Source organism: Streptomyces sp. ADMS (genome assembly GCF_033441795.1).
In the GTDB taxonomy this organism is placed as follows: domain Bacteria; phylum Actinomycetota; class Actinomycetes; order Streptomycetales; family Streptomycetaceae; genus Streptomyces.
In genome coordinates, this window is record NZ_JAVFVX010000039.1 from 53673 (window position 1) to 69401 (window position 15729).

The following is a 15729-nucleotide window of genomic DNA, read 5'->3' on the forward strand; positions in this document are numbered from 1 at the left end:
CGTCAGGGCTTGAGGCCGCTCACGATGTCCGCCGTCGCCGTGAACCCGTTGTGGATGGTCGGCGCCGCGTTCGTGCCGGCCAGATAGAAGCCGAGCAGAACACAGACCACGGCGTGGGTGGGCTTCAGCGCTCCGTTGCGCAGGAAGACCACCGCCAGGATCAGGAGCAGCACCACCACAGAGATGGAAATGGCCATCGTCAACCTCCTCCGCCACGCCCACTTCGCGGCTTTCGGCCGTAAGTGTGGCGTAGCGGAGGGTTCGTCCGTGCGGCTGACATGCCCGCCGAACGTGTGGTCTCTCGTGAGTGCCACGGACGACTAAGGCGTCCCGTGGGCGTCGAGGAACGCTTCGAGCCCTGCCAGGTCGTCCGTGTTGAGGTAGTCGACGCCGGCGGCGAGGAGTTCGCCCCACAGCGCGTCGCGGGCGGGCCCCGCCACATCCGGCGTGGCCCAGAAGCGCACCCGCTGCCCACGGGCATGGGCCGCCGAGACGATGCCGTTCAGCTTGACGCGCTCGGCGGCGGGGAACATACCGACGCCCAGCCAGGTGAAGTTGAGCGTCCAGTTGTCGGAGATCAGCGGCACGAAGGAGGCCCGTGCCGGGGTACCGAGATCGGCGAGGCGCCCGTCGTAGAAGGCCCGTCGTACGCTCTGGGCCTCCATCGGCACCCGGGCGGCGCGGTGGCCGGAGATCACGACGGTGACCGGGCCAGGGTGCACGCGGCCGTGGGCGTACGTCGTGAACAGGCCCCGGTAGCGGCGGAGATGGCGGTCGAGTTCGAGGTACGTCGACGAGCCCTCGGTCTTGATGTCGATGAGGAGCTGGAGCGGCCGGCGGTAACCCCGGTACACCGAGCCGTGGTTGGCACGGACGCGGGCGGCGAGGGTGTCGAGGTAGAGGGATTCGAGGGTGCGGGCCGGGTCGAGGTCCTGGGGATCGTGGCCGACGAGGAGCTGGTCGCCGACGAGGTGGATGTCGGCCTCGACGCTGCCGAAGCGGTGGTCGAGGGTGTCGAGGAGAGGTCGCGGGTGCTCGTAGTCGTTGTGGGCGTGAGCGCGCCACAACGGGCGTAGACCGTACGTCGGTTCGCCCGCGACGGCTCGCGCTGCGGGCAGGACGACGGTGCCCGCGAGGGCGGCGCCGAAGGCGGTGAGGGCTCTGCGGCGGGTGGTGAGGGCCATGCGCTTCCTCCTTGGCCGGAGTTCGCTGTGGGGGCTGACCGGGGTGCGCAGCCTCCGCGAGTATGAGGGCCCACCGGGGTCCAGCAGCAGGGCCTGGCAAGGGAGTTGGCCGGACCGCCCCTGTGTGTTCATGACTGACTCTGCGTGTTCACCTCACCCGCGCCGCGCACACGAAAAAGCCCGCCCCGGGCAGGGGGCGGGCCTTCGGTGTCCGTACGAGTGCGTCAGGGGGCGCGCAGATCGACCAGTTCGGCGAGGGCGGCGCGGTGACCGCCGGACGTGCCGTACGCGATCGAGTCGGCCTTGGCGCGCTTGAGGCAGAGGTGGGCCGGGTGCTCCCATGTCATGCCGATGCCGCCGTGCAACTGGAGCGCCTCCTCGGCGGCGCGGACGGCGACGGGGGCCGCGTAGGACTGTGCGACGGCGACCGCGACATCGGCGTCCGGACTGCCCGTGGCGAGGGCGTCCGCCGCGCTCCGGGCAGCCGCGCGCAGACTCACGACCTCCAGCCAGAGCTGGGCCAGCCGGTGCTTGACGGCCTGGAAGCCGCCGACGGGCCTGTTGAACTGCTTGCGGTCCTTCAGATAGCGCACCGTCCCGGTCAGCGCCCACTCGGCGAGCCCGAGTTGCTCGGAGGCGAGCAGCCCTGCCCCCGCCCGCAGCGCGCGTCGCACGGCAGGCTCGGCGTCGCCCAGCAGCCGGGCCGACGCTCCGCCGAGGGAGACCGTGGCGACCGGCCGGGTGAGGTCCAGGGAGACCTGCGGGGTGACGGTGACGGTGACGGCGTCGGTGGACACCGCGTACAGGCCGCCGTCGTCGGCCGGAACCAGCAGGACGTCGGCGGCCGTCGCGTCCGCGATGCCGGTCAACTCGCCATGCAGCAGGCCCCCTTCGTGCACGACGACCTTGTACGCGCCGCCGGGAGCCACGTTCAGCGCGACGGCGAGGGCACCGACCGTACGGCCGGAGGCCAGCGCCGTGAGCAGTTCGTCCGCCGCGTCGCCCGTACCGGCCAGCAGCGCCTCCGTGGCGACGACGGCACTCGTGAGATACGGGACGGGTGCGACGGCGCGACCCAACTCCTCCAGCACGACGGCGACTTCGCGATGGGAGGCGCCCTGGCCGCCCTGCTCCTCCGGTACCAGGAGACCGGCGAGGCCCATGCCCTCGGCGAGGGACTTCCACAGGGAGAGGTCGTGCGGCACGTCCGTCTCCATGCGGGTGATCACGCCGGCCGGCTCGCAGTGGTCGGTGAGCAGATCCCGGACGGCGGCGCGCAGCGCCTCTTCCTCCTCGGAGTACAGCAGGTCGGGCTCGGTGCTCGTCGTGCTCATCGGGCGAGGTCCTTCCATGCGACGTCCTTGTCGGTGCGCGGTTCGCTGGGCAGGCCCAAAACGCGCTCGGCGACGATGTTCAGCAGGACCTCGCTGGTCCCGCCCTCGATGCTGTTGCCCTTGGAGCGGAGGTAGCGGTAGCCGGCGTCACGCCCGACGAAGTCCACCAGCTCAGGCCGGCGCATGGTCCAGTCCTCGTACAACAGGCCTTCCTCGCCGAGGAGTTCGACCTCCAGGCCACTGATCTCCTGGTTGAGGCGGGCGAAGGAGAGTTTCAGGCCGGAGCCCTCCGGGCCGGGCTGGCCCGCGACGAGCTGCTGGCGTGTCCGCTCTCCCGTCAGCCGGGCGACCTCGGCCTCCACCCACAGCTTCAGCAGCCGCTGGTGCAGATCGTGGGTGCGCAGTTCGGGGCCCTCGCGCCACGCCTTGGCGACGGGCCCGATCATGCCGCCCTCGCGCGGGATGCGCATACCGCCGATGGCCACGCGCTCGTTGTTCAGCGTGGTCTGCGCGACCCGCCAGCCGTCACCGACCTCGCCGAGGCGATGGGCGTCCGGGATGCGGACGTCGGTCAGGAACACCTCGTTGAACTCTGCCTCGCCGGTGATCTGCCGCAGCGGCCGCACCTCGACGCCGGGGTCGGTCATGTCGCAGAGGAAGTACGTGATGCCCCTGTGCTTGGGCACGTCCGGATCGGTGCGCGCGATGAGGATGGCCCAGCGGGCGAGATGGGCGCTGGACGTCCACACCTTTTGCCCGTTGACGATCCAGTCGTCCCCGGACCGGACGGCACGCGTTCCCAGCGCGGCCAGGTCGGACCCGGCCCCCGGCTCGCTGAAGAGCTGGCACCAGACCTCCTCCCCCACCCACAACGGCCGGAGAAATTTCCGCTTCTGCTCTTCCGTGCCGAAGCCGAGGATGGTCGGCGCGGCCATTCCCAGACCGATACCGATGCGCCGTGGATCGTTGTCAGGAGCCCCGGCGGCCTCCAACTCGGTGTCCACGACGGCCTGGAGGGTGCGCGGCGCACCGAGCCCGCCCAGCCCTTCCGGGTAGTGCACCCAGGCGAGCCCGGCGTCGAAGCGGGCCTTGAGGAAGTCGAGCCGGTCGGTGCCGGCAGGCGGGTGCGCAGCCAGCAACTCCCGTGTCAGTCGAGTGAGTTCAGCTGCGTCGGTCATGCGGCGGCTCCGTTCTCCAGCGAGGGCAGCACGGCGACCCGGCCGGTGGTGACACCGTCGGCGACGCGCTGCACGGCCGCCGAGGCCCCGCCCAGCGGCACGCGCTCGCTCACCAGCGGCTTGATCGCGCCCCGCGCGGCAAGCTCGGTGAGCTGCTCGTGGCAGTGCTGGACCAGTTTCGGGTTCTTGGTGTTGTACAGGCCCCAGTGCAGACCGAGGATCGAGTAGTTCTTCACGAGGGCGTGGTTGAGCCCAGGGCTGGGAATGGCCCCGCTCGCGAACCCGACGACCACGATCCGCCCCTCGAAGGCGACGACCTTGGCGGACTGCGTGTAGGCCTCCCCGCCGACGGGGTCGTAGACCACGTCGACCCCGCGCCCACCGGTGGCTTCCTTCACTGTCCCGACGACATCCTCCGTACGCCGGTCGATGACGACGTCGCAGCCCAACTCCCGCGCCACGGAAACCTTTTCGGCCCCGCCGACCACGCCGATGACGGTGGCTCCGGCGGCCTTCCCGAGCTGTAGGGCGGCGCTGCCGACCCCGCCCGCGGCGGCGTGCACGAGCAGCGTCTCACCGGCCTCCAGGGCGGCCCGCCGGTGCAGACCGAACCAGCCCGTCTGGTAGCCGATGAGGAGGGCGGCGGCCTCGGCGTCGTCCAGCGACTCGGGGGCCGGAAACAGCCCGCGAGGGTCCGCCACCACATACTCGGCGAAGCCCCCGTGCGGCAGCACGGGGTTCCCGATCACCCGGCGGCCGTCCTCGCTCTCGCCGCAGATCTCCACCCCGGGAGTGAACGGCAACGGCGGCTTGACCTGGTACTCCCCACGGCACATCAGCACGTCCGGGAAGTTGATGGTCGCGGCACGGACCTTCAGCAGCACCTGGCCCTCGCCGGGCACCGGCCGCTCCACCTCACCGAGGACCATCGCCTCGCTCGGCTCACCGTTCTGGTGCACTTGCCATGCCTGCATGCGGGGCCTCCACGGGACTGCGCTCGTCTTGTTCACCTGACCGGGCTCGACCGCATACTAAGCGGTCGCTTGCAGATCAGGGAACCGTCGAGAACCGGTCCGCGGCAGTCGCGTACGTCACGACCGCGCGCCTTTCGTACGGGCCGTACGGGCCGGCCGCGCCCGTACGTGCATCCGCTCCCCCTGCGGCCCGAACAGGCTGAGGAACTCGGCGGGGCCCGCCCCCGTCGCCCCGAACCAGTGCGGCACGCGCGTGTCGAACTCGGCGGCCTCCCCCGGCCCGAGCTCCACGTCGTGCTCCCCGAGCACGACCCGGAGCCGCCCCGACAGCACGTACAGCCACTCGTATCCCTCGTGTGTCCGCGGCTCGGGCTCCTCGTTGATCACCGGCAGGATCACCTTGAACGCCTGCAGCCCGCCCGGCTGCCGGGTGAGCGGGAGATACGTCCGCCCATGCCGCACGATCGGCTTGGCCCGCACCCGGGGATCGTCGACAGACGGGGCACCGACCAGTTCGTCGAGCGGCACCTGATGCGCACGCGCGATCGGCAGCAACAACTCCAGGCTGGGGCGTCGCAGCCCCGACTCCAACCGCGACAACGTGCTCACGGAGATCCCGGTCGTGGCCGACAGCCCTGCCAGGGTCGCCCCCCGCTCCTTGCGAATCCGCCGCAGCCGGGGGCCCACCTCCGCGAGGACGTGGTCGGTGTCGTCGTCAGTCGTGACATCGGTCGAGGCATCCATACGGACATTGCAGTTTCGGCAAAGGGGTTTGTCAACACGGCAGCGAACGAGCGACGGTCGGGGTGGAGGTGGTCACCATGACCGGAGAACACAGAACCGACACGTACGAGGTTGTCGTCATCGGAGGCGGCGCGGCCGGACTGTCCGCCGCGCTGGTCCTCGGCCGGGCCCGCTGCCGCACGCTGCTCGTCGACGCGGGCGAGCCGCGCAACGCACCGGCCGCGCACATGCAGGGCTATCTGTCCCGCGACGGCATGCCGCCGGCCGAGTTCCTGGCGGTGGGCCGCGAGGAGATCGCGCGGTACGGGGTGGAGCTGGTCCGGGACAGGGCGGTGGACGTCACGAAGGGCGGGGACTTCACTGTGACGCTGGCGAACGGTGACCGGACGGTGCACGCCAGGCGGCTCGTCATCGCCACGGGGCTGCGGGACGAGCTCCCCGCCGTACCGGGCGTCGCCGAGCGCTTCGGGCGGGACGTGATCCACTGCCCGTTCTGCCACGGCTGGGAGGTACGGGACCGGGCGTTCGGCGTACTGGCCTCGGCCCCCGCGAGCGTGCACCAGGCGCTTATGGTCGCCCGGTGGTCGAAGGACGTGCAGCTGTTCCTGCACACCGTCGCGGAGACGGAACTCACCGACGAGGACCTGCGCAGGCTGGCCACGGCGGGCGTCGCAGTGGTCCCCGGCGAGGTCGCGTCCCTGACGACCGACGCGGACCACCTCACCGGTGTACGCCTCACGAACGGTGTGACCCATGCCCGCGAGATCCTGTTCGTCGCCCCTCGCGCCGTTCCGCGCAACGCCCTCTTCGAGACCCTGGGCGCCGAGCTGACGGAAACCCCGTTCGGGAGGTACCCGAAGGTCGATGCGGCGGGCCTGACGACCGTGCCCGGCGTCTGGGCGGCGGGCAACGCGATCGGCTTCGCGGAACAGGTCATCCACGCGGCGAGCGGCGGCTACCGCGCGGCCACGGCGATCGTGGCGGACCTGGTGTTCTCCAACGTGGACTCCGCCGGCCGGTCCGGCGTCTGAGGACACGGCCTGTTTCAGGGCCGTGGCGGGAGTCCGGGCCGCAGCATTCGGGAAGAACGCGATGGAACGGGACCGGCCGGGCAAGGGCGGCGGGGGCGAAACAACCCGCCCCCGCCCGGATGTGCGCTCGCCACCCCCGTTGCACCATGGCTGCATGCTGCTGACCCGGCTCGCCCACGTGTCCCAGGAGGTCGCCGCCACCTCCGCCCGCTCACGGAAGATCGCGCTGCTCGCCGAACTGTTCCGGGACGCCGGCGCCGACGACGTGCCGATCGTCATCCCGTATCTCGCGGGACGCCTCCCGCAGGGACGGCTCGGCGTCGGATGGAAGGTGCTGGACCAGCAGGTTCCCGGCGCCGCCGAACCCTCGCTCACCGTCCTCGACGTCGATGCCCGGCTGACCGCCGTCGGCGCGGTCACCGGCGCCGGGTCGCAGGCCGAACGCAGACGGCTGGTGGGCGAGTTGCTGGCAGAGGCCACCACGGACGAGCAGCGGTTTTTGTTCGGGCTGATCACGGGTGAGGTACGCCAGGGCGCCCTCGACGCGGTGGCCGTGGAGGGGCTGGCGCTGGCCACCGAGGCGCCGCCCGCGGACGTACGGCGGGCGGTGATGCTCGCGGGCGCGATCCAGCCCGTCGCGCAGGCCCTGCTGGCCGACGGACCAGCGGCCCTCGCCCGCTTCCGGCTCACCGTCGGCCGCCCCGTCCTGCCGATGCTCGCGCACAGCGCCTCCTCGGTGACGGAGGCCGTCGAGAAGCTCGGGGCCTGCGCTGTGGAGGAGAAACTGGACGGTATCCGGGTCCAGGTCCACCGCGACGGCGAGGACGTACGGCTGTACACGCGCACCCTCGACGACATCACCGACAGGCTCCCCGAACTGACCGCCTCCGCACGGACGTTGCGGGGCGAGCGGTTCATCCTGGACGGTGAGGTGATCGCCCTCGACGCGGCCGGACGCCCGCGTTCCTTCCAGGAGACCGCCGGACGCGTCGGCTCACGCGTGGACGTGGCGACGGCCGCCCGCGAGACACCCGTATCGCCCGTCTTCTTCGACGCGCTGTCGGTCGACGGCCACGACCTCCTCGACCTCCCGTTCGCCGACCGGCACACGGCGCTGGCCCGCCTGGTCCCCGAGCCGATGCGTGTACGACGTCTGGTGGCCGGCGGCCGCGCCGACCTCCGCGCCGCCGAGAGGTTCCTGTCCGACGCCCTCGCGCGCGGCCACGAGGGCGTCGTGGTCAAGGCCCTCGACGCCCCCTACAGCGCGGGCCGGCGCGGTGCGGCCTGGCTGAAGGTCAAGCCCGTACACACGCTCGACCTCGTGGTGCTGGCGGCCGAGTGGGGCCACGGCCGCCGTACCGGCAAGCTGTCCAACCTCCACCTCGGCGCCCGCAACCCTGACGGTTCCTTCGCCATGCTGGGCAAGACCTTCAAGGGCATGACCGACGCGATGCTGGCCTGGCAGACCGAGCGGCTGCGGACGCTGGCCGTGTCGGACGACGGCTGGGTGGTGACCGTACGGCCGGAACTGGTCGTCGAGATCGCGTACGACGGTCTCCAGCGGTCCACCCGCTACCCCGCCGGCGTCACCCTCCGCTTCGCCCGTGTCGTCCGCTACCGCGAGGACAAGACCCCGGAAGAGGCGGACACGGTCGAGACCCTGCTGGCCGCGCACCCGGAGGCAGCAGGCTGATGGCGAAGGCAGCGCCGAACGGGAAACGCAGCGCGGGACTGTTGCTGTTCCGCCGCCAGGCCTCGCCCGGTCAGGAACTGGAGGTGCTGCTCGGGCACATGGGCGGGCCGTTCTTCGCCCGGCGCGATGCCGGGGCCTGGACGATTCCCAAGGGTGAGTACGGGGACGGGGAGACGGCCTGGGACGCGGCGCGCCGCGAGTTCGAGGAGGAGCTGGGGCTGGCACCGCCCGACGGTGAGGCCGTGCCGCTGGGCGAGGTCCGGCAGGCCGGCGGGAAGGTCGTCGTGGCCTGGGCCGTCGAGGCGGACCTCGACCCGGCGGCCGTGGCGCCGGGCACGTTCCGAATGGAGTGGCCCAGGGGGTCGGGGCAGGAACGGGAGTTCCCCGAGCTGGACCGGGTGCGGTGGTTCGGCCTGGAGTCGGCGCGGGCGGTGATCGTGACGGCGCAGGCCGGGTTTCTGGACCGGCTGACGGAGCACTCGGAGCACTGAGATCGTGTCGGTGGGCGGCGTACGCGTTGCGGGGGTCATCGGCGCGCGGGAAGGTCGAAGGACAGCCCTCAACCAGGAGGCAAGGCATGCCCATCGCGACGGTGAACCCGGCGAACGGCGAGACGCTCAAGACGTACGAGGCCATGGGCGGCGAGGAGATCGAGCGCAGGCTCGCGACCGCCGAAAACGCCTTCCGCACGTACCGCACGACCGGCTTCGCCGAGCGCGCTCGGCTGCTGGGCCGGGCCGCCGGGCTGCTCGACGAGGACCGGGACGACGTAGCCCGCACCATGACGGTCGAGATGGGCAAGCCGGTCACGCAGGCCCGCGCGGAGGCCGCGAAGTGCGCGAAGGCGATGCGCTGGTACGCCGACCACGCCGAGAAGCTCCTCGCCGACGAGGAGCCCGCCGAGGCCGATGTCAAGGACTCCGGCGGCTCCCGCGCCGTGGTCCGTTACCGTCCGCTCGGCCCGGTGCTCGCGGTGATGCCGTGGAACTTCCCGCTCTGGCAGGTGATCCGTTTCGCGGCGCCGGCGCTGATGGCGGGCAACGTGGGCCTGCTCAAGCACGCCTCGAACGTGCCACAGACGGCCCTCTACCTGGAGGACCTGTTCCTCCGGGCGGGCTTCCCCGAGGGCTGCTTCCAGACGCTGCTGATCGGGTCGGGAGCGGTCGAGGAGATCCTGCGCGATCCGCGGGTCAGGGCGGCCACTCTCACCGGGAGCGAGCCGGCCGGGCGCGCGGTGGCGTCCGTCGCCGGGGACGAGATCAAGAGGACGGTACTGGAGCTGGGCGGCAGTGACCCGTACATCGTCCTGCCGTCCGCCGATCTGGACCGGGCTGCGCAGGTAGCGGTGACAGCACGTGTGCAGAACAACGGGCAGTCGTGCATCGCCGCCAAGCGGTTCATCGTGCACACGGACGTCTTCGACGCGTTCGCGGAACGCTTCTCCACGGCCATGGCGGCGCTGAAGGTCGGCGATCCGCTGGCCGAGGACACGGAGGTCGGGCCGCTCGCCAGTGAGCAGGGGCGCGAGGAGCTGGAGGCGCTGGTCGACGAGGCCGTGGAGAGCGGCGCGACGGTGCTGTGCGGTGGCGAACGCCCCGAGGGTCTCACGGACCACGGCTGGTACTACGCGCCGACGGTCCTCGCCGACGTCACGCCCGAGATGCGCATTCACCAGGAGGAGACGTTCGGCCCGGTGGCGACGCTGTACCGCGCGGCCGATCTGGAAGGGGCGTTGGCGATCGCCAACGACACGCCTTTCGGGCTCAGTTCGAATGTGTGGACCCGTGACGAGGCCGAGGTGGACCGTCTCGTACGGGATCTGGAGGCGGGCGGTGTGTTCGTGAACGGGATGACCGCGTCCCATCCGGCGTTCCCCTTCGGCGGGGTCAAGCGGTCCGGGTACGGGCGTGAGCTGTCGGGACACGGAATCCGGGAGTTCTGCAACATCACCACGGTATGGCACGGAGCGTGAGGGTTCCGCGGCTACGATCCCCTCTGTGAACCGCGAAGTGACTCTGCCTCTGATCGTCGACGACCGCGGCACGTTGCAGGTGGCCGCCTCCGACGTCAGCAAACTGCTGCGCACGGTCGGGGGTCGCTGGCTGCATCTCGTGGAAGCGGGCCAGGGCGGACTCGACGAGGACACGGTGGCCGCCCTCACCATCGAACTGGCCAAACTGGCCGACCGCATCGACGTGGCGTGCATCGCCCACAGCAGCGGCGGCGCGTCCGGGTAGGGGGCGCGCTGTCCAGCCCAAGGGGCGCGGGGCTGTGACATCTGCGGCTCCGCCGCGTGGGCGCGACCAGCCACAGCACACCCGCAGCCCGAACACCACCGCACCCCCACGGCGCTACCGAATCGGCATCCCCGACAGGGTCCGCGCGATCACCAACCGCTGGATCTCACTCGTACCTTCAAAAATGGTGTAGATCGCCGCATCCCGGTGCATCCGCTCCACCGGATACTCCCGCGTGTACCCGTTCCCGCCGAGGATCTGAATCGCCTGCCCGGTGACCTTCTTCGCCGTCTCGCTGGCGAACAGCTTCGACATCGACCCCTCCGCCGCGGTGAACGGCTTCCCGTTGACCGCCATCCACGACGCCCGCCACGTCAGCAGCCGCGCCGCGTCGATGGACGTACGCATGTCGGCGAGCTGGAAGGCGACCCCCTGGTTGTCGATGATCGGGCGCCCGAACTGTTCACGGGTCTTGGCGTAGTCGAGGGCGACCTCGTACGCGGCCCGGGCGGTGCCCACCGCCATCGCGGCCACCGCGGGACGGCTCGCCTCGAACGTGGCCATCGCCGCGTTCTTCACGCGCTCGCCGCCGGACTTCGCCCGCTCGCGGGCCCGGGCGAGTCGCTCGTCGAGCTTCTGCTTGCCGCCGAGGAGGCAGGAGCCGGGGACGCGGACGTTCTCCAAAACGACCTCGGCGGTGTGCGAGGCACGGATGCCGTGCTTCTTGAACTTCTGCCCCTGGGACAGGCCGGGCGTGTTCGGCGGGACGATGAAGGAGGCGTGGCCCTTGGAGCCCAGCTCGGCGTCGACGACGGCCACGACGACGTGGACGTTGGCGATGCCGCCGTTGGTCGCCCAGGTCTTCGTGCCGTTGAGGACCCACTCGTTCTTGGCCTCGTCGTACACGGCACGGGTGCGCATGGAGGCGACGTCGGAACCGGCGTCGGGCTCGGAGGAGCAGAACGCGGCGACCTTGACATCGTTGACGTCACCGTACATCTGGGGGATCCAGGTGCCGATCTGCTCCTCGGTGCCGTTGGCGAGGACGCCCACGGCGGCGAGGCCGGTGCCGACGATGGAGAGGGCGATGCCCGCGTCTCCCCAGAACAGCTCCTCCATCGCCATCGGGATGCCGAGGCCGGTGGGGTCGAAGTACTGCTGGGCGTAGAAGTCCAGGGAGTAGATGCCGACCTTGGCGGCCTCCTGGATGACCGGCCAGGGAGTCTCCTCGCGCTCGTCCCATTCGGCGGCGGCGGGCCGGATCACATCAGCGGCGAACCCGTGGAGCCAGTCGCGGACCTCTTTCTGTTCGTCATTGAGCTCCATGGTGAATTCGGCCATGACCCCTCCATCGCTGCACTAGCATGTTACCTACGGTAACTGGAGTCTGTTACCCGTCGGTAGGAAAAGTCAACTCCCGGACCACGGTCGGCAGCCCGTTCGATGGGCATGCACCGATCAGTGTTAGTTTGCGCAAGCGTCACCGATATCAGCACGGGTGGGGGAGAAACCATGGACACCACACAGCAGACCGATCAACAGCGGTCCGCCGACCGCCGCCGACGCGAACTGCTGGAAGCCGCGGACCGGGTGGTGCTGCGTGACGGCCCCGGCGCTTCCATGAACGCCATCGCCGCCGAGGCAGGCATCACCAAACCCATCCTCTACCGACACTTCGGTGACAAGGGCGGACTCTACGCCGCTCTGGCCAAGCGGCACACCGACGCCCTCCTCGACTCGCTGCGGGCAGCGCTGGACGCCCCGGCGGAGCGGCGGGAACGGGTGGAGGCCACGCTGGACACCTACCTCGCGGCGATCGAGGCGCGGCCCCAGGTGTACCGGTTCCTGATGCACCCCGCGGACGCCGTGTCACCCGGCGATCCCGGGTTCGATGTGGGGAAGCACTCGTTGCCGTTGCTGCGTCTGATGGGCGAGGAGTTGGCCCAGGTGATCGAGGACCGGCTGGATCTTGGGCCCGGCAGCCAGCAGTTGGCTCGGGTGTGGGGGCACGGGATAGTCGGGATGATGCATGCGGCCGGGGACTGGTGGCTGGGGGAACGGCCCTGTTCGCGGGCGGAGTTGGTGCGGAGTTTGGCTGATTTGTTGTGGGGGCGGTTGGCTGCGGCGGGGGATCGTGTCGGTGGTCCGGGGTTCTGAGGGACTGTCGGCTGCGGGCCGGTGGGGGCTGGTCGCGCGGTTCCCCGCGCCCCTCAGAGTTTCCGGCGCCAAGTAGCCCGGGCTGCCTGTCGCATGAGCCTCTTGCGGCGCCAGCCCGTCAGGCGGTCCACGTACGTCTCGCCCACCAAGTGGTCCACCTCGTGCTGGAGACAGCGGGCGAAGAACCCCGTGCCCACGACCCGCACCGGCTCTCCCCTCACCGTGAAACCCTCGACCACCGCCTCGTCGTAGCGTTCCGTGCCCGCCTCCAGGCCCGGGAGGGACAGGCAGCCCTCGGGGCCCCGCATCACCAGGCCGTCGGTCTCCACCAGGCTGGGGTTGACCACATGGCCCACGTGGCGGACGTCCTCGTCGTCGGGGCAGTCGTATACGAAGACCCGCAGGGGCCTGCCGATCTGGTTCGCGGCGAGGCCCACGCCCTGCGCGGCGTACATCGTCGCGAACATGTCCTCGACGAGTCGGGCGAGTTCGGCGTCGAAGTGTGTGACTTCCGCGCAGGGGGTGTGGAGAACGGGGTCACCGAGCAGTGTCAGGGGGCGGACGCGCCCTCGGGTGCCCGGGATGGAGCCTGGTCGCATGGCCGCAAGGGTACGGTCACCCATGTCGCGCGGGCGCCGTGGTGGTGCCGCGATGCGGGTCCGGTGGACGGATCTCGATAGGCTGAGGTCCACACCACGTGGCCGGAGGCACAGGCGCGGCGCGTACGCAAGGAGGATCGAGATCTGATGGCAGGCAACTCGGACCCGCTCACTCCGCGGGCCAAGCTGGCCGTTACGGCCGGCAAGGCCGTAGCGGCGGCATCGCGTGCGGCAGGGCGCGGCAGCGGATCGGTGATCGGCGGCAAGGTAGCCCTCAAACTCGACCCCGACCTCCTCGCCCGGCTCGCCCAGAACCTCGACGTGATCCTGGTCTCGGCGACCAACGGCAAGACCACGACCACGCGGCTCATCGCGGAGGCCCTGCGCGCCGCCGGACCGGTCGTGTCGAACGCGCTCGGCGCCAACATGCCCGCCGGCATCACCTCGGCGCTCGCGGGCGGCTCGGAGGCCAAGTTCGGGGTCATCGAGGTCGACGAGAAGTACCTGGCCGGCGTCGCCCGCGACACGGACCCCAAGTGCATCGCGCTCCTCAACCTCTCCCGCGACCAGCTCGACCGCGCCGCCGAGACCCGCATGCTCGCCGAGAACTGGCGTGAGGGGCTCGCCGGTTCGAAGGCCGTGATCGTCGCCAACGCCGACGACCCGCTGATCGTGTGGGCCGCCTCCTCCTCCCCCAACGTGATCTGGGTCGCCGCCGGGCAGATGTGGAAGGACGACGCCTGGTCCTGCCCGTCCTGCGGTGGCGTGATGCAGCGCCCCGGCGACGACTGGTTCTGCGGTCAGTGCGGCTTCCGCCGCCCGACGCCGAGTTGGGCGCTCAAGGGTGACCACGTGCTCGACCCGCACGGGTCGGCCTGGCCGATCCACCTCCAGCTGCCGGGGCGCGCCAACAAGTCCAACGCGGCCGCCTCCGCCGCTGTCGCCGCCGTGTTCGGCGTACCGCCACAGGTCGGTCTGGAGCGCATGTACCAGGTACAGGCCGTGGCCGGGCGGTACGACGTCGTGCAGTTCATGCAGCGCGATCTGCGGCTGCTGCTCGCCAAGAACCCGGCCGGCTGGCTGGAGACGTTCTCCCTCATCGACCCGCCGCCGACACCGGTCATCCTCTCCGTGAACGCGCGGGGCGCCGACGGCACCGACACCTCGTGGCTGTGGGACGTCGACTACACGCAGCTCACGGGGCACCCGATCTTCGTCATCGGCGACCGGAAGCTCGACCTCGCGGTCCGGCTGGAAGTGGCCAACCAGCACTTCCAGGTCTGCGAGAACGCCGACCAGGCCGTGCAGATGGCGCCGCCCGGCCGCATCGAGGTCATCGCGAACTACACCGCCTTCCAGGATCTGCGCCGCCGCGTCGGCAACTGACCACTGCCGCCAACCGACCACTGAGGACGATCACTTCATGAGCGACAACCAGCTGCGTCTGGTGTGGATCTACCCCGACCTGCTCAGCACGTACGGCGACCAGGGCAACGCGCTCGTCGTGGAGCGCCGGGCCCGGCAGCGCGGCCTCGACGTGGCCCGGCTCGACGTGCGCAGCGACCAGCCGATCCCCACCTCCGGCGACATCTATCTGATCGGCGGCGGCGAGGACCGTCCGCAGCGGCTGGCGGCGGAGCGGCTGCGCCGTGACGGCGGTCTGCACCGGGCCGTCGGCAACGGCGCGATCGTGTTCTCCGTGTGCGCCGGGTACCAGATCCTCGGCCACGAGTTCATCAACGACCTCGGTCAGCGTGAGCCCGGCCTCGGGCTCCTCGACGTGGTCTCGGTGCGCGGCGAGGGCGAGCGGTGCGTGGGCGACGTACTCGGGGACATCGACGCGCGCCTGGGCCTGCCTCCGCTGACCGGCTTCGAGAACCACCAGGGCGTCACCCACCTCGGCTCCACCGCCCGCCCCTTCGCGCAGGTGCGGCTCGGCAAGGGCAACGGCACGGGGGACGGCACGGAGGGGGCGTACAACGACACGGTCTTCGGTACGTACATGCACGGGCCCGTACTCGCGCGCAACCCGCTGATCGCGGACCTGCTGCTGAAGCTGGCCCTCGACGTCAACGCGCTGCCGCCGACCGACGACCGCTGGTACGAGGCGCTGCGCAACGAGCGGATCACGGCGGCGCAGCAGCCCGCCTGACCTGCGCGCACTCCGCCGCCCGCACCGACCTGTACACCTGCGGTCCGCCTGTGCGTCAACCGGCCCGTCTGACGGGGCATCCGCACAGGTGAGCGCGGGTGTCCAGCACGCGGACGGGTGCTACGGTCCGGGTCCCCGCCGCCGGTATGGTGGCGGGGATCGAGCCGGACAGCGTGGTCCGGTGCCGGCCCACGTGGAGAAGGTTTTCGGGCGATGCGCATTGGTGTCCTGACGTCCGGCGGCGACTGCCCCGGCCTGAACGCCGTCATCCGGTCCGTAGTGCACCGCGCCGTCGTGGACCACGGTGACGAGGTCATCGGCTTCCGGGACGGCTGGAAGGGCCTCCTGGAGTGCGACCACCTCAAGCTCGACCTCGACGCGGTGAGCGGCATCCTCGCTCGCGGCGGCACCATCCTCGGCTCGTCCCGGGTCCGCCCCGAGCATCT

Annotated in this window: 17 protein-coding genes; 9 read left to right on the forward strand and 8 right to left on the reverse strand. The window is 70.9% G+C overall.

Annotation, left to right across the window (positions count from 1 at the left end; all coding sequences use genetic code 11):
* Positions 1 to 2 precede the first annotated feature (2 nt).
* The 6 genes from RB628_RS18770 to RB628_RS18795 all read right to left on the reverse strand — a co-directional run bounded on the left by RB628_RS18770 (position 3) and on the right by RB628_RS18795 (position 5414).
* Positions 3 to 197, reverse strand: a complete 195-nt coding sequence (locus RB628_RS18770) for a hypothetical protein (RefSeq protein WP_318321621.1) — start codon at positions 195 to 197, stop codon at positions 3 to 5.
* Positions 198 to 320: 123 nt separating this feature from the next.
* Positions 321 to 1184, reverse strand: coding sequence for a phosphatidylinositol-specific phospholipase C/glycerophosphodiester phosphodiesterase family protein (locus tag RB628_RS18775; protein ID WP_318321622.1), 864 nt, complete (start codon positions 1182 to 1184; stop codon positions 321 to 323).
* Positions 1185 to 1408: 224 nt separating this feature from the next.
* A complete protein-coding gene (locus RB628_RS18780) occupies positions 1409 to 2518 on the reverse strand; it encodes an acyl-CoA dehydrogenase family protein (RefSeq protein WP_318321623.1) in 1110 nt (369 codons plus the stop codon).
* Positions 2515 to 3696 carry an acyl-CoA dehydrogenase family protein gene (locus tag RB628_RS18785; protein WP_318321624.1) on the reverse strand — a complete coding sequence of 394 codons (1182 nt, stop codon included), beginning with the start codon at positions 3694 to 3696 and terminating at the stop codon, positions 2515 to 2517. The genes RB628_RS18780 and RB628_RS18785 overlap by 4 nt, the downstream gene beginning before the upstream one ends.
* On the reverse strand, positions 3693 to 4670 hold the full coding sequence (locus RB628_RS18790) for an NADPH:quinone oxidoreductase family protein (protein ID WP_318321625.1): 978 nt from the start codon (positions 4668 to 4670) through the stop codon (positions 3693 to 3695). The genes RB628_RS18785 and RB628_RS18790 overlap by 4 nt, the downstream gene beginning before the upstream one ends.
* Positions 4671 to 4787: 117 nt before the next feature.
* Positions 4788 to 5414 (reverse strand): XRE family transcriptional regulator, encoded by a 627-nt coding sequence (locus RB628_RS18795; RefSeq protein WP_318321626.1) that lies wholly within the window; start codon positions 5412 to 5414, stop codon positions 4788 to 4790.
* A 77-nt stretch (positions 5415 to 5491) separates the two neighbouring features.
* Here RB628_RS18795 and RB628_RS18800 point away from each other — a divergent pair, with 77 nt between their 5' ends.
* The 5 genes from RB628_RS18800 to RB628_RS18820 all read left to right on the forward strand — a co-directional run bounded on the left by RB628_RS18800 (position 5492) and on the right by RB628_RS18820 (position 10375).
* On the forward strand, positions 5492 to 6445 hold the full coding sequence (locus tag RB628_RS18800; RefSeq protein ID WP_318321627.1) for an NAD(P)/FAD-dependent oxidoreductase: 954 nt from the start codon (positions 5492 to 5494) through the stop codon (positions 6443 to 6445).
* Positions 6446 to 6599: 154 nt separating this feature from the next.
* Positions 6600 to 8138, forward strand: a complete 1539-nt coding sequence (locus RB628_RS18805) for an ATP-dependent DNA ligase (protein WP_318321628.1) — start codon at positions 6600 to 6602, stop codon at positions 8136 to 8138.
* A complete protein-coding gene (locus tag RB628_RS18810; protein ID WP_318321629.1) occupies positions 8138 to 8629 on the forward strand; it encodes an NUDIX domain-containing protein in 492 nt (163 codons plus the stop codon). Before RB628_RS18805 ends, RB628_RS18810 begins: the two co-directional genes overlap by 1 nt.
* 86 nt (positions 8630 to 8715) lie before the next feature.
* The gene (locus RB628_RS18815) at positions 8716 to 10110 is read left to right on the forward strand and encodes an NADP-dependent succinic semialdehyde dehydrogenase (protein WP_318321630.1); all 1395 of its coding nucleotides are present in this window, start codon (positions 8716 to 8718) and stop codon (positions 10108 to 10110) included.
* A gap of 25 nt (positions 10111 to 10135) precedes the next feature.
* Positions 10136 to 10375 carry a DUF6213 family protein gene (locus tag RB628_RS18820; RefSeq protein ID WP_318321631.1) on the forward strand — a complete coding sequence of 80 codons (240 nt, stop codon included), beginning with the start codon at positions 10136 to 10138 and terminating at the stop codon, positions 10373 to 10375.
* Positions 10376 to 10489: 114 nt separating this feature from the next.
* Here RB628_RS18820 and RB628_RS18825 read toward each other — a convergent pair whose 3' ends face one another.
* Positions 10490 to 11716 (reverse strand): acyl-CoA dehydrogenase family protein, encoded by a 1227-nt coding sequence (locus RB628_RS18825; protein WP_318321632.1) that lies wholly within the window; start codon positions 11714 to 11716, stop codon positions 10490 to 10492.
* A gap of 171 nt (positions 11717 to 11887) precedes the next feature.
* On the opposite strand from RB628_RS18825, the gene RB628_RS18830 reads away from it, so the two are divergent.
* Positions 11888 to 12532: a TetR family transcriptional regulator gene (locus RB628_RS18830; RefSeq protein WP_318321633.1), complete on the forward strand. Its 645-nt coding sequence runs from the start codon at positions 11888 to 11890 to the stop codon at positions 12530 to 12532.
* Positions 12533 to 12585: 53 nt separating this feature from the next.
* On the opposite strand, the gene def is transcribed toward RB628_RS18830, so the two are convergent.
* The gene (def, locus tag RB628_RS18835) at positions 12586 to 13131 is read right to left on the reverse strand and encodes a peptide deformylase (RefSeq protein WP_318321634.1); all 546 of its coding nucleotides are present in this window, start codon (positions 13129 to 13131) and stop codon (positions 12586 to 12588) included.
* A gap of 147 nt (positions 13132 to 13278) precedes the next feature.
* Between def and RB628_RS18840 the strand changes: the two genes are divergently transcribed.
* The 3 genes from RB628_RS18840 to RB628_RS18850 all read left to right on the forward strand — a co-directional run.
* Positions 13279 to 14517, forward strand: a complete 1239-nt coding sequence (locus tag RB628_RS18840; RefSeq protein ID WP_318321635.1) for a MurT ligase domain-containing protein — start codon at positions 13279 to 13281, stop codon at positions 14515 to 14517.
* Positions 14518 to 14554: 37 nt separating this feature from the next.
* Complete coding sequence (locus RB628_RS18845; RefSeq protein WP_318321636.1) at positions 14555 to 15283, forward strand: glutamine amidotransferase; 729 nt, start codon at positions 14555 to 14557, stop codon at positions 15281 to 15283.
* 213 nt (positions 15284 to 15496) lie between these two features.
* Positions 15497 to 15729: 6-phosphofructokinase (locus RB628_RS18850; RefSeq protein ID WP_318321637.1), on the forward strand; the 233-nt coding region annotated here is incomplete at its 3' end.

Coding starts and splice junctions, on each gene's coding strand:
- RB628_RS18770 (WP_318321621.1), bottom strand. CDS start 197: ATGGCCATTTCCATCTCTGTGGTGGTGCTGCTCCTGATCCTGGCGGTG.
- RB628_RS18775 (WP_318321622.1), bottom strand. CDS start 1,184: ATGGCCCTCACCACCCGCCGCAGAGCCCTCACCGCCTTCGGCGCCGCC.
- RB628_RS18780 (WP_318321623.1), bottom strand. CDS start 2,518: ATGAGCACGACGAGCACCGAGCCCGACCTGCTGTACTCCGAGGAGGAA.
- RB628_RS18785 (WP_318321624.1), bottom strand. CDS start 3,696: ATGACCGACGCAGCTGAACTCACTCGACTGACACGGGAGTTGCTGGCT.
- RB628_RS18790 (WP_318321625.1), bottom strand. CDS start 4,670: ATGCAGGCATGGCAAGTGCACCAGAACGGTGAGCCGAGCGAGGCGATG.
- RB628_RS18795 (WP_318321626.1), bottom strand. CDS start 5,414: ATGGATGCCTCGACCGATGTCACGACTGACGACGACACCGACCACGTC.
- RB628_RS18800 (WP_318321627.1), top strand. CDS start 5,492: ATGACCGGAGAACACAGAACCGACACGTACGAGGTTGTCGTCATCGGA.
- RB628_RS18805 (WP_318321628.1), top strand. CDS start 6,600: ATGCTGCTGACCCGGCTCGCCCACGTGTCCCAGGAGGTCGCCGCCACC.
- RB628_RS18810 (WP_318321629.1), top strand. CDS start 8,138: ATGGCGAAGGCAGCGCCGAACGGGAAACGCAGCGCGGGACTGTTGCTG.
- RB628_RS18815 (WP_318321630.1), top strand. CDS start 8,716: ATGCCCATCGCGACGGTGAACCCGGCGAACGGCGAGACGCTCAAGACG.
- RB628_RS18825 (WP_318321632.1), bottom strand. CDS start 11,716: ATGGCCGAATTCACCATGGAGCTCAATGACGAACAGAAAGAGGTCCGC.
- RB628_RS18830 (WP_318321633.1), top strand. CDS start 11,888: ATGGACACCACACAGCAGACCGATCAACAGCGGTCCGCCGACCGCCGC.
- def (WP_318321634.1), bottom strand. CDS start 13,131: ATGCGACCAGGCTCCATCCCGGGCACCCGAGGGCGCGTCCGCCCCCTG.
- RB628_RS18840 (WP_318321635.1), top strand. CDS start 13,279: ATGGCAGGCAACTCGGACCCGCTCACTCCGCGGGCCAAGCTGGCCGTT.
- RB628_RS18845 (WP_318321636.1), top strand. CDS start 14,555: ATGAGCGACAACCAGCTGCGTCTGGTGTGGATCTACCCCGACCTGCTC.